We start from the raw sequence: 12,209 nt of genomic DNA on the forward strand, positions 1-12,209 counted from the left end.
ACGCCTCCCATGCCGCCGGTGCGTGTTCCTACTCTAGCATCAGATAGAGTAGATGAACCCTTGTCTTGATCGTTTGGCGTCAGTGCGCATCCGCCGTCGGAAATCAATGCCTTACTCCCGGATGACGGAAAGCTATTCTTTGCTCGGCGGCGCAAATCTTTCGGAGCCAATCATCTGCCAGATCGATCACAGTTGGCATTATGGGATCGTCAAGAAGGGCCTCGTCCCCCCATAAACCTCGACTGCGAAGGCCATAGGACAGAGATTCTTCCGACGGGGACCAGCCGGCAGCTATTCGACTGCTCAAAGTACGCAGTCCAGAGTATGAGGAGCAAGCGTCTGGGGGACTGAGTTCTCCACAAACGAAAGTCGCGCGTAGGCCTTCTATGTTATTGCTCTTAGGGTCGAAACCCACTGGCAATCCCCCCGTTTTGAACGGGGCTCCGCAATAGAATTCACGCGGCCATTTTCAGCTTCTGTGCGGGCGTTATGCCGCCGATGCCCATATTGGGTCGTTCGTTGTTGTAGGTCCATAGCCACTGCGTGGCGAATTCCTGCGCCTCCTCGATACTTTCAATGATGTATTGGTCGAGCCATTCATGTCGGACGGTGCGGTTGTAGCGTTCGACATAGGCGTTCTGTTGCGGCTTTCCGGGCTGGATGTGGCTCAAGGCAATTCCTTGCGTTGCTGCCCATTCCATCAGTTTGCCACTGACATAGTCAGGTCCGTTATCCACACGAATGGCGAATGGTCTGCCTCGCCATTCGATGATCTGGTTCAGGCTGCGGATGACACGTTCAGCAGGCAGCGAAAAGTCCACTTCGATGCCCAGTCCCTCGCGGTTGAAGTCGTCCAGAACATTCAGCAGCCGGAATTGCCTGCCGTCTTCCAGACGATCTGCCATGAAGTCCATGGACCAAACCAGGTTCGGCGCATCGGGCACAGTCAAGGCATCGGGCTTGTCCCGCTTCAAACGTTTGCGTGGTTTGATCCTGAGGTTCAACTCCAGCTCGCGGTAGATGCGGTATACGCGCTTGTGGTTCCAGCGGTGTCCTCGGACATTCCGCAGGTAAAGGAAGCACAGGCCAAAGCCCCAGGTCTTCTTTGCCCGCGTCAGTCCGATGAGGAGATCGGCGATCTGCTCGTTCTCGTCGTTCAGCTTGGCGCTGTAACGATAACAAGTCTCGCTGACCTCGAAGGTACGGCAGGCAAGCGCAATGCTCACCCCGTGCAACGCCACTGCTTTCCCGGCCATCCTCGGCGTTGAGACGGCCGTGTTATTTTTTTCCCAAGGCTTCCTTCAGCAGTTCTGCCTGCATGCTCATCTCGGCATACATCTTTTTCAGCCGACGGTTCTCATCCTCCAGAGCCTTCATCTGGCTGATCATCGAAGCGTCCATGCCGCCATACTTCGAACGCCACTGTAAAAGCTAGCAGTGCTCATCCCGTGTTTCCGGCATAACTCTGGCACAGGAACGCCGCCTTCTGCCTGGCGCAGGATGGCAAGGATTTGGGGTTCGCTGAATCTGCTCGTCTTCATAGAAATCTCCTCGATCATAAGGCCCGAGAAAATTCTACTTTTGAAGCCCGTTATTTGCTGGGGGGATTACCCCTCCGCTGGTCGCTCGGTTGCACTGGACAATGGGATCGGTGGGGCGATCGCTGCCGTCGCTTCGGCTGCTTCCTCGAAGCTGAAGGAACTCGCCAAGGACGTCACGGCCGTTGACGATAAGTCCAAGAAAAAGGGCCGCGGCGGTGGCAAGAGTGAGGCTGAGCAGTATTCCGATATCGTAGACAGCGCCAATCGTCGCATTACCTCGCTGAAGGCTGAGGAAGCCGCTCTCGGCATGACCGAGCAGGCCGCGCTTGCCCTCAAGTATGAAGCCGAGCTCCTTAACCAGGCGCAGCAGTCAGGCATCAATCTGACGGCTGCGCAGCGTGCGGAACTGTCTAGCGTCGCCAGACAGATGCGGGGCAAGGGATCGCCAGCCATAATCGCCACGGCACTAATCAGGGGTGCTGGAAATAGCGGCCCCAGGCTCCGTCCCACGGAGCGCCGAGCCTAGCCATCCGCAACTACGGGATTGCGACGGCCTGCAGGCGTAGTGCCAGCAGGAGGTTGACGGTTTCTTACCTTGCAGGATGTCTGGACGCGGGACCCAGTGTGCAGCGCATGGCCGCCCTGTCTGATACGAAAAGAACCCGGTTCGGCTGGCGGGCCAGACCGGGTTCTTTCTCAAATCGAGCCTGCAGACTCGATGCAGGCGGAAATTCTCAGTCCACGCTTGCGCCTGGCTTACGAACGCCAAGGCCTCGCCACCTCAATGATCATTTCATGAAAGCGGCAGCATAGCGGGATCGAATGATGATATCCTCAGGGTGCTCGGGCGCCTCGAGGAGAAGGTGGATGGCGTGGGCAAGCGTCTGGACAGGTTCCAGCGGGAGTTCACGGAGGAGCGGAGGAGCAGCTCCGAAAGCCGCCACAGGCTTCACGAACGGATCGATGAGCAGCCGCACCGGATTGGAGAGGCGGAGAAGACAGTCGTCGCGGCCGGCGCCATAGCCGCACAGCAGAGGGACGTCATCGCCGCCCTCACTACAACGATCGACCAAGAAATCAAACCGACGATGAATCAGGTGAAGGACATCACCCGCCTCGGCAAAACCGCCGCCCTAATCTTCGCCAGCCTGGGTTTCACCGCTGGCGGCATGTTCATCTATTTCTCGGAGACGGTGGTGCCGCTGATCAGGAGGTGGCTGCGGATCGAATAGCGGCGACCTTGTAACGGCATCGAAGCCGTGAACTTTCGCGTTAATTCAGCGTTTCCTTATGTAGGAGGAGACGACAATGAAACAGACACCAAATCGTCAGGTACGGATACCAGGTCCGCCGCTGCATTGCGTTCAGAAAACGTGTGACAAAGCCGGCGCAAGTCCGAAGGAAGTTCGGAAGATGCTTCAGCTTCTTGGCAAGCGCGCAGCGCTGCACGAGTTGTCGCAGAACCTCAAGGACCGCCCGCCGAAATTTCGTTGAGATTGCTAAGCCAAGTATCGCGACCAACTGGCGCGCCTTCAGGTGTTAACGGCACCAGTCAATCTTGTTGCCCTTCCGCCACTCCCTGGCGAACCCTTCCCGGATCAGCTCTTTCCCCACTTCTCGACCATTCGGCAGGTAGACGTTCACCAGCGGCCGCCCATAGCGGTCCTTGCCCTTGGCTTCGATCCGGAGCTTCTTCCCCTCGATCATCTCCTGCAGCCGGAACTTCGCCAGTTGCGCCATCTTCCGCTCGTTCTGGCACTTAGCACCGCGGCCGATCTCCGGTGTATCCACGCCACGTACGTTGACCACCCCTTCACCCAGGAGGCGCATGTTCTGTCCATCGCATTTGATTGTGTCGCCATCGACGACAGAAAGAGTGGCACAGACGATGAGTGCTGAGATCATTTGCGTCCCCACCCATTCTCGCGGCATCGAGCTTCCGCAGCCACTATCGCTGCAGAGCGACTAGGGTAGGGGCCTATGATGTCAATCTCACCGCGGAATGTGACGACAGCGCAGCGTGTGACTACATCGAAGATGATGTGCATGCCCTTCTCATAGGGCTCGTCCGGAGCGTTCTCCGTTGCCTGCTGCATGGCATCACCCCGCGAATCGTCGGGAGATACTACGCACATCTCCTACAACGGGAACCCCTCAACTCAGCCATCCGAACAGTCTTGCTGTATGCATTGCTGCGCTACCGACCGCGGCCAGCACCGCAACGGCAAAGACCAGATCAATCAGCCAGCTCTTCACGCGGCCTTCTTCGGTTCGTCCAGTAGCATCAGCTCGTCATCCGGTAGCGGCCGCTGCAGCACCTTCGCCTCGTTCCATGGCGCAGTCAGCCATGTCTCGATCTCCTCCTCGTTCCTGAGGATGACCGGCATTGCCTTCGGGTGGATCTCGCCCACCACGCGGTTCGGGTCCGTGGTCAGGAAGGCGAATAGATCACAATTGATCAGCCCTTCCTTCACCTTGCGCACGCAATTCCAATCTCTGATCCATAGGCCGGCAAAGAACATGAGGGGTTCGCTCTCGTCGCGCGCAAACCATGCGTTCGGCGTGCGGCCCCCTTCAACCTTGCTGCCAGGGTCCGGTTCGGCAAATCGCGTGAAGGGCACGACGCAGCGGTGCTCGATCCCGGTCCAGCGGGTCCAATGCTTGCTGGAAGTGTTACGGATATTGGTCGTTCCTCCGTCCGGCTCCATCTTCAGCAGTTCCTGGAAGTCCACCTCTTTCCCCTTGGCGCGCAGTCTGTCAGCCCGTCTCGACGCTGCTTGAAAGATGGCCTGCTGCGAGCTCGGCATTCCCCAGCGCACCCACGCCATCTCCCGGCCGCTATCGATGTTGCGCACGATCGGCGCCATCTGGTCCGGATAGATGTCGAGTGAGGGCTGCAGGTTACCCAGGCGGTCGAAGGCCTTGGTGATGGCCCGGATCGCCTCCTGGTTGGTCGTGACGTTGTAGAGATTGCACATCGGCAGGTCCTCCCCCTTCCATTCTCAAGCCTGCAGCGCACTGTCGAGCGATTAGCGAGAATGCGATCCAATATTGCAAGCCCCTGTTGAGGGATCTGAGGCACAACGCATTCAACAGGAGAGTGACCAGTGGACGCCAGAGCCGATCGCAGACGATACCCCAGAAGGGTCCGCGTATGGAGCGGCCAAGTGCGCGTCGGCGGTATAGCAGTGGACTGTGCCGTATCGAACGAGTCAGTGGAAGGTCTGAAGTTGATCACGGAAACGGGCATCTTGTTGCGTGGAGAGACTTTCGTCCACCTGCCGGACGGCACAACTCGCCGATGCCTCGTCAGATGGCAGAGGCTCAACGAGGTCGGCGTGAGGCTTCTCGACTAGCCCCACGCGGTCATCCGACCGGCATTCGGCGGATACCGGATCTTAAACAGACGGTGGTGCAATGGCCGCATGGTCAAACGTCCCCGCAAGCCGACTGCTCCACTTCTCATCGAAGACGACCTTCCGCCGAAAAGCGGCCGAGTGCGCAAGCGCGACCCGAAGCAGCCGGAACTGCCCTTTGATCCGATGCCGGAGAGGATCGAGCCGTGCCTTGCCAAGCTCGTTCAGAAGCCTCCGCATGGCGACGAGTGGTCCTACGAGCTGAAGTGGGACGGATACCGGCTGGCTGTGCACATTGAGACGAGTGGCGTGCGAATCCTCACCAGGAACGGGCACGACTGGACGCATCGCTTTCCGGGGATCGAGGAAGAGGCGCGGGACTTCGCGCCTTCGACCATGATCCTAGATGGCGAGGCCGTGGTGTTCAATGCGCAGGGCATTCCTGATTTCGGGCTGCTGCAGAACTCGCTCGGCGGGCGGGGCGGCAAGCTGCCTTCGCGGAACTCGGTCCTCATGGCCTTCGATCTCCTCTACCTCGACGGGCACGATCTGACTAAGATGGAATACGGCGCCCGCCGGCATCTTCTGGAGGACGTGCTCGCTGACAAGCAGGGAGCGATCCGGCTTTCGGAAGAGTTTCATGAGGATCCGGACGAGCTGCTGCGGCACGCCTGCGAGCACGACCTGGAGGGGATCATCGCCAAGCATCGCGACCGGCCTTACAGGTCCGGGCGGACTGGTGACTGGCTGAAGATCAAGTGCGTGCAGAGCGATACGTTCGCGATCGTCGGCTACGAGCCGTCTACGGCGGTTCCCGGCGCGATCGGCAGCCTTCTCCTCGCTGCGCGATATCGGGACGGCTGGAAATATGTCGGCAGCGTCGGTACCGGCTTCAAGCACGACGAGGCGCGGCGGCTGAAGAAGCAGCTCGACAAGCTCAAGACAAACATTCCGGCGGTGAGCGTGCCGAGCAAGAAGGTGGTGATGACCGGACCGTCGCTCGCCGCGGAGATCGAATACCGTGCCTGGACCCATACCGGAACGCTTCGGCATCCCTCGTTCAAAGGACTGCGCGAGGCAGAGGACTGGGCGGAGGTCTACCGGCTGCCGGATTAGGTTGGGCGGGGGAGCTCGCCCAGCAGCGCCATTGCGTCACCTATCCCAGCTTTCGGCGATGATCTTTGCGTTCTTCTCTCCGCATGAGGAGAAGAGGCGACTCCGTGGCGCCGCATCTCATCGGCAAAACGAAAAAGCCCGGTGCGGGAGGATGCACCGGGCTCGATATTGACTGGCGACTTGGGAGGAGGGGGATGCCGCCAATCGTCGTCACGAGCATCTGGGAGGAGGAGGGGTGTGCTCGCGACAGCCCGTAGGTAGGGAGTGCCGCCGGCGATTGACATTTGACAAGTTGACGCAGTGCTAGCGCAATACACCCGTTGCCAAGGCCCGCTGGATCCCACGGACATCGGTGCCCTTTTTCAAGGTCTTCTTGATCGGCTCGTTGGTTCCCGATACCCAAATCTTCAGTTCCGAATCCAAATCAAAGGTTCCGGCTGTCTCGACGGCGAAACGGGTGACTGCGCGATAAGGGATCGATGTGTAGTCAACCTTGCTGCCAGTCATGCCCTGGATGTCGACGAGGATGACGCGATGCTGTGTGAAGACGAAGAAGTCGCGGATGACCTTGAAGGCAAGTTGGGGTGTCTCTCCCTCGATGAGAACGCCGGTCAGGCGCTTGTTCAGGTCTGCAGGATCAACGGTAGAGCCGTGCCCCAATAGTCCATCAAAAATGCCCATTGCAAAGTCTCCGGTTCAGCAACAGCATATGGTTCGTCAGTAGGTGCCGCCAAGTCCCGTGTCAGCATGTCCACCACCACCGACTTCATCGCCGAGCTCGTCCGCGCCGCCAACGAAGTCCATCTCCTGGCGCCCGCCGAGCGCCGGAGATTGCTTGAACGCGCTGCGGCCGTGATCGCTGCTCAGCGTGAACTTTTAGACTTCCGCGACAAGGTTGTGCCCCCGGGTCGCGGGGTGGTAAGTGATCTTGACGCAATGAAGCAGCACGCGCGGGAAGGGGCGGATGTCGTTGTGCGGTCGGTGCTGCTGCTATGCGCCGAGGAGATCCGCCGGCTGCGGATATTGGCTAGGGAGTAACGGTATCCAGCCTACCGCACCACCGCCCGGACAGCGTCCTCAAGCTTCGCCACATAATCAACGTCATGGCAGAAGTGCGCATGCATTGCCACCTGGCTGTCACCGCTGCTAGCATTAGCCCCAGGCCGATGCCGAACATCAATGGGCCCTTTATGGTCCACAGCGACGCCTGAGCCCATAGCGGCCGCTATTGTTTTGCTGACTTCATGTCTGCCCCCTGATTCCCTTGGGTTCATTGGGGCGCATCTTGACGATTCTGGGAAGGCTAATCAGGCACCACGGTGGACGTGGGTGCCCCGGAAGATCTGCATGCGGGTGCAGACCTTCCCCGGGGCTGCCAAATTTAGGTTTCTGGCCCCGCGACTGTCGCACGCCTGCCGTTGATTTTCCGTCGATCCGAATGGTGAATCAGCGTTGGTCAGTTTCCAGCAAGATCCTCAGCCGCCTGATCTCGTCAGTACACTTCAGCATGACGACGGCCGACAGCACCTCCGGCATCTCCGGAGCCTGTGCCTTCATCTTCTCAAGGTTAGCGGTGACGTCGTAGGTCAGCGGCACCACGCGTTCTTTCGTGGCCAGGAGATCACGTTGCCCCTGGATGGTAGCGGCGGCACGCTCGATCAGCCGCACGCGCTCGAACGACGTCAGTGTTCCGATCTGATTGGCAGCCCGGAAAAGCTCGGCGATTAAGTCAGTCGTGCTGCTCATTGCTTCTTTGTCGCTCCACCCAACCTCCCGCCATGATCCTCGCGTTCTTTTCCCCGCACAAGGTGCAGCGAAAGCGAGGCGATAGCTCCTTGAGGCTGCTGTAGGCGCCCGCCTGCTCCAAATATTCCCTTGCTATGTCCTTCACCACGCCGCAGCTCTGGCACTCAATCGCAAAGTAGGCGTGGTGCGGGATCTGGTAGAGGGCCCAGGTCTGGAGCAGGGGAGTGGGAATGAAGCGGCGCTCGTGCATGGCGGTTATCTCGATTCGAGACCTCCGCATCGGTCAGAGGTTGCCCGCGCCGCCATCGGGTGAGGGATGAAATGGCTCGGCCGCACGTGAACGTCAAGAGAACATCCTGCACGGATTTTGCGCGCGGCTGCGTCATTTTGCGCTTGGTCCGCCCTGACCGGGCACGTGCACCCAGAAGAATTGAACCAAAACTATCCAGCTCGCGCGTGGAAGTGGATGACGCATTAAGAGCCAAGCAAGCATTACAAGTTTTCGCACGTTGCCTTCTGTCCAATTACCATCAATTACGGTCCTCTAAATTCCGGAATTCGGATTTAAGGAGCCTTACTTGTCCAGCTTAGACACCGACACCGACGACTTGCTCGTTCTCACGACCGATATCGTAGCCAGCTACGTCTCAAACAATGTTGTGCCTGCTGCTGATCTGCCGAGGCTCATTCAGACAGTTCACAGCTCACTCACCGGACTCGGTAAAAAAGCGGAAGAGGTTGAGACAGCAGCACCAGAACCCGCTGTTCCAATCAAGAAGTCAATCAAACCGGACATGATTACATGCTTGGAATGCGGGAAAGGCTTCAAGTCACTCCGGCGACACCTGAATACCAATCACGACCAGAGTCCTGATGAGTATCGTGCAAGGTGGTCGTTGCCTGCCGATTATCCGATGGTCGCGCCACAATATTCTGAAGCGAGATCGTCTCTGGCAAAGCGGATGGGTCTCGGACAGCGCCGAACGAAGGTCGGTAAAAAGCGGAAGAGCGCTTAGGCTTCCGGTCGGCAGACGTCGCGGCGGTCAACCAGGGCCCCCGGGACGTGGCGGTGACACTTCGGGCTAACCCAAACGTTAAGTAGCCAGAATCCGTGACAGAAGTTGGTCCCTCACGGGACTTTCAACTACATGGTCATGGGCGGTGCAGTAGTCTTGATCTTCGTGTGCCGTTGCAACGCGCTGATTACTAAAAGACGAGGGATCTAGAGAGAGTTTCCTTAACGAGCGGTCTCTACATTAGGGACCGCTCATGGGGGTCTCAATGTCACATTTCGCCTATCGTATTCTGCGCGTCATCGCGCTCTTCCTAGTTTTTGCCGGTCCTACGTTCGCTGGGGCACAAGACTGGACAGTGACCAGAGCCAACAAGCAAGTCAGCTATACGGTCGACAAGAAGACCTGGCACGCTGTTGAGACCGGCTCGGTAATTCCGAATCAGGCATGGATCTCTACTGGTCCAAGGGGGCGCGCCACTCTTGCCAGGGGCACAGAGAGCATTTCACTTCAGCCGAACACTCTCGGCGCGGTGATAACCACGCAGGGTCTGTTCTCGCGTAAGACTGATGTGGTCCAGCAGAAGGGCCAGATGGCGCTCAACATTGAGAAGCGGAGCAGGCCCCACACCTACATTCATACTCCTTTTATGGCGGCCGTGGTGAAGGGAACAACCTTCACGGTGACGGTAACCGAAGAGGACGCTTCACTCTCGGTTCAAGAGGGTCTGGTTCAGGTCTCCTCCTTCACCGGTGGCCAAAGCACCAATGTGGGTCCCGGGCAACAAGTCACTGTGGACCAAAATCAGAGCATGTCGGTGGCCGGGATAATTGAAACGCCTGCAGTGTTCTCGGTCGAGCCGACGCGAGCATCAATCGCTGCCGTTGGTCAGCCAGCACCTGTAGGCGCGGGACTCGGACTCGGCACGATTGGCGACCAAACCTCAACCGGTCCAAGTGGTGAGGGGGGCTCTCACGGAGTCAATGGCGAGAGCAGTGGAGGTGGCGACAGTGCCGGCAACCAGTCGGTGATCGGCAACAACGGCAACGGTGGCGGCAACGGCAACGGCAACGGTGGCGGGAACGGGAACGGCAACAACGGGAACGGCCACGGCAACGGTGGCGGGAACGGGAACGGCAACAACGGGAACGGCCACGGCAACGATGGCGGGAACGGGAGCGGCAACAACGGGAACGGCCACGGCAACGGTGGCGGGAACGGCAACGGCAATAACGGGAACGGCCACGGAAACGGTGGCGGGAACGGAAACGGCCATGAAGGCAAGGGGCCTGGCGGCAAGGGCAAGAGCGGCAAAGCCGACGACTGACGCTCTAGCTGCCCCCGATACTGAAGGCCCAGTGCCTTCAGCGGACGTCTCAAAACTGAAACTTACTACAAGTCGGAGAACGCGATGAGATACGCCTTGCTGATAGCTCTTGCCATCCTAGCCGGATGCACCACGAGCGGGCCGTCCTTGTATGAGCCTCCCGCTACAACTCCAGTCTACAAGTAACAGTTGGCCGGCAGAGAAGAGACTCCTCGCAAGGTCGCTTAATGCAGCAACGCAAGTGGCAGCTCTGCCACCGGCGTCCAGTCTTCCGCTAGCGGCAATCAGGCGCATAGATCCCGCGCCCGTAACGGATGATCCCCTGACCGTCTCGGCGGTTCTCATATCGAGAGTGCCGCCTCAGATCTCGCTTGCCATGACGGCCTTCGGCGCCAGTCCTGTCGCGCCATTCAATGTTGCCGCGCCGATCATCGTCAGCCAATGAATGCCTATGTCAGTAAGGCGTTGTTGCGGACGCCGTTTACGGACTTCGACCTAATGCATGACTGGCGGAGGGTAGCTCCGGCCGATTGAGTGGAGGTATCCGATTATCTGGTACTTGAGATGATCGTGGTCGCCATACTCTGTCCATATGCGATCCAGATCCTTTTCCACCGCATCGAACGCCTCCTCTGACAGATCACTATCTCCGACGAGATAGTGATGGTCTCCGACCGCGCGCATATCGCAGCCGGTGGCGATGATTTCCCGCACGAACTCCGGGATCTGGTTCTCACGCATGCTCTTCATGGCCGCGCCCTCCATTGCGGGACACTCTACGCCCATTCGAGGCGCCGTGCTTCCCGAAAATGCCGGTTACGGCAGATTGCTGACATCCGCCCGGCTTCTCCGCCTGTGCACACCGGTGTCGACGCGTAGGACCAAAGACCCTGTCCGACCGCCATTGGTCCTGCAGCCGGAACGTGCCCGGGTCATCTACGTTGATGACCCGTCCCAACCAAAGGAATTGGCCATGAAGAAGATCATCATTGCAGCTGCATCAATTGCCCTCGCAGGGACGGCAGCAGTAGCACAAGAAGGCACGGCAAGCGGCGCAGCGGGTGGCGCAGTCACAGGCGCTATAATCGGTGGGCCTGTGGGCGCGGCGGTTGGCGGCATTGCGGGAGCAGTGCTGGGGACAGCAATCGATCCGCCGCCGGAGCAGGTTGTCCGTTATGTCCGCGAGCAGCCCACGCCGGCTCAGCCAGTTACAGTCCAGGCAGAGGTCGTTGTCGGTCAGCCCCTCCCGCAGACGGTAGTCCTGACACCGGTTCCTGAGGCACCCGACTACGCCTACACCTATGTCAATAAGCGTCGCGTGATTGTCGATCCCAAGACCTACACCGTGGTTCAGGTCGTAGACTGATCGCCGGACCAAAAAGACTAAAAGGCGCCCGGCGCGATGCTCCGGGCGTCTTTGCTCGCCACTGCCGACTATGAAAAAGCCCCGCCAAAGCGGGGCTCATTGGCTACCAGGTCTGACGACCATACCAGTCGTCCACATCCCGACGGGCCTGATCCTTTTCGTAGCCGTACCGCTCCTGAATCTTGCCTTCGAGCTGGTCACGCTTGCCTTCGATCCGGTCGAGGTCATCATCAGTGAGCTTGCCCCACTGTTCCTTGACCTTGCCTTTCATCTGCTTCCAGTTTCCTTCGACGCGGTTCCAATCCATGGATCTTCCTCCGTTTGGACAATTGCGATTATCAACGCGCAGTCCGGAGATTGGTTCGTTGCACGTCGGTAACGGGCTGTTGGAAGATCAGAGATCCTCCGGCTTTGCTTCCTCCTGCATTTGGTAGAGCCTTCCAAGGGCGAGTCTTTACACGGCGCTCAGCGAGGTTGTGCAACTGGTCTTCGTGGCGGACGAGGGTCATGGCGACACCTCCAGGAACGAATTCCGATGCTGACGGTTCGATATGGGTCGCGTTCCGTGACAGGAGGCTCAATATGCCCAACACTGACAAGAACACGCAGCAGGACCAGAAGAAGGCCAGCCAGACGGCAAGTCAGTCCTCCGGGAAGGAGAAGGTGTTGATTTCCACTGAGAGCTGACCCGGCGTTTCCACCGAGAATTGACCCGCCTTTAGGTATCGTTCGTGTTGTTGGTCG

14 protein-coding genes and 1 pseudogene are annotated in these 12,209 nt (G+C 58.9%); 7 read left to right on the plus strand and 8 right to left on the minus strand.

The window, feature by feature from the left end; genetic code table 11:
* Positions 1-455 precede the first annotated feature (455 nt).
* Positions 456-1,541: pseudogene (locus FN060_RS13805) on the minus strand (IS3 family transposase).
* A gap of 40 nt (positions 1,542-1,581) precedes the next feature.
* Here FN060_RS13805 and FN060_RS13810 point away from each other — a divergent pair.
* Together FN060_RS13810 and FN060_RS13815 are read left to right on the plus strand one after the other, a co-directional pair.
* The gene (locus FN060_RS13810; protein ID WP_142588624.1) at positions 1,582-2,067 is read left to right on the plus strand and encodes a hypothetical protein; all 486 of its coding nucleotides are present in this window, start codon (positions 1,582-1,584) and stop codon (positions 2,065-2,067) included.
* A gap of 313 nt (positions 2,068-2,380) precedes the next feature.
* Positions 2,381-2,773 (plus strand): hypothetical protein, encoded by a 393-nt coding sequence (locus FN060_RS13815; protein WP_142588625.1) that lies wholly within the window; start codon positions 2,381-2,383, stop codon positions 2,771-2,773.
* A 307-nt stretch (positions 2,774-3,080) separates the two neighbouring features.
* On the opposite strand, the gene FN060_RS13820 is transcribed toward FN060_RS13815, so the two are convergent.
* Together FN060_RS13820 and FN060_RS13825 are read right to left on the minus strand one after the other, a co-directional pair.
* On the minus strand, positions 3,081-3,446 hold the full coding sequence (locus FN060_RS13820; RefSeq protein ID WP_142588626.1) for a thermonuclease family protein: 366 nt from the start codon (positions 3,444-3,446) through the stop codon (positions 3,081-3,083).
* A gap of 347 nt (positions 3,447-3,793) precedes the next feature.
* On the minus strand, positions 3,794-4,519 hold the full coding sequence (locus FN060_RS13825; RefSeq protein ID WP_142588628.1) for an SOS response-associated peptidase: 726 nt from the start codon (positions 4,517-4,519) through the stop codon (positions 3,794-3,796).
* A gap of 447 nt (positions 4,520-4,966) precedes the next feature.
* Between FN060_RS13825 and ligD the strand changes: the two genes are divergently transcribed.
* Positions 4,967-6,013: a non-homologous end-joining DNA ligase gene (gene ligD, locus FN060_RS13830; protein ID WP_142588629.1), complete on the plus strand. Its 1,047-nt coding sequence runs from the start codon at positions 4,967-4,969 to the stop codon at positions 6,011-6,013.
* 303 nt (positions 6,014-6,316) lie between these two features.
* Here the strand turns inward: ligD and FN060_RS13835 are convergent, their stop codons facing one another.
* Positions 6,317-6,694, minus strand: a complete 378-nt coding sequence (locus tag FN060_RS13835; RefSeq protein ID WP_142588630.1) for a PH domain-containing protein — start codon at positions 6,692-6,694, stop codon at positions 6,317-6,319.
* 66 nt (positions 6,695-6,760) lie between these two features.
* On the opposite strand from FN060_RS13835, the gene FN060_RS13840 reads away from it, so the two are divergent.
* On the plus strand, positions 6,761-7,051 hold the full coding sequence (locus tag FN060_RS13840; RefSeq protein WP_142588631.1) for a hypothetical protein: 291 nt from the start codon (positions 6,761-6,763) through the stop codon (positions 7,049-7,051).
* 408 nt (positions 7,052-7,459) lie between these two features.
* On the opposite strand, the gene FN060_RS13845 is transcribed toward FN060_RS13840, so the two are convergent.
* A complete protein-coding gene (locus FN060_RS13845) occupies positions 7,460-7,759 on the minus strand; it encodes a hypothetical protein (RefSeq protein WP_142588632.1) in 300 nt (99 codons plus the stop codon).
* Positions 7,743-8,009: a hypothetical protein gene (locus FN060_RS13850; protein WP_052641314.1), complete on the minus strand. Its 267-nt coding sequence runs from the start codon at positions 8,007-8,009 to the stop codon at positions 7,743-7,745. Before FN060_RS13850 ends, FN060_RS13845 begins: the two co-directional genes overlap by 17 nt.
* 328 nt (positions 8,010-8,337) lie before the next feature.
* On the opposite strand from FN060_RS13850, the gene FN060_RS13855 reads away from it, so the two are divergent.
* A complete protein-coding gene (locus FN060_RS13855; RefSeq protein ID WP_142588633.1) occupies positions 8,338-8,775 on the plus strand; it encodes a Ros/MucR family transcriptional regulator in 438 nt (145 codons plus the stop codon).
* Positions 8,776-9,040: 265 nt separating this feature from the next.
* Entirely contained in the window at positions 9,041-10,099 is a 1,059-nt protein-coding gene (locus FN060_RS13860) for a FecR domain-containing protein (protein WP_142588634.1), read from the plus strand.
* Positions 10,100-10,594: 495 nt separating this feature from the next.
* On the opposite strand, the gene FN060_RS13865 is transcribed toward FN060_RS13860, so the two are convergent.
* Positions 10,595-10,849 carry a hypothetical protein gene (locus FN060_RS13865; RefSeq protein WP_142588635.1) on the minus strand — a complete coding sequence of 85 codons (255 nt, stop codon included), beginning with the start codon at positions 10,847-10,849 and terminating at the stop codon, positions 10,595-10,597.
* Positions 10,850-11,072: 223 nt separating this feature from the next.
* Here FN060_RS13865 and FN060_RS13870 point away from each other — a divergent pair, with 223 nt between their 5' ends.
* A complete protein-coding gene (locus tag FN060_RS13870) occupies positions 11,073-11,465 on the plus strand; it encodes a DUF1236 domain-containing protein (RefSeq protein ID WP_077546235.1) in 393 nt (130 codons plus the stop codon).
* Positions 11,466-11,568: 103 nt separating this feature from the next.
* On the opposite strand, the gene FN060_RS13875 is transcribed toward FN060_RS13870, so the two are convergent.
* Positions 11,569-11,772, minus strand: coding sequence for a CsbD family protein (locus tag FN060_RS13875; RefSeq protein ID WP_052641318.1), 204 nt, complete (start codon positions 11,770-11,772; stop codon positions 11,569-11,571).
* Between the last annotated feature and the right edge of the window lie 437 nt (positions 11,773-12,209).

Origin of the sequence: Pseudorhizobium halotolerans (assembly GCF_902153235.2) — a bacterium.
Classification (GTDB): Bacteria; Pseudomonadota; Alphaproteobacteria; order Rhizobiales; family Rhizobiaceae; genus Neorhizobium; species Neorhizobium flavum.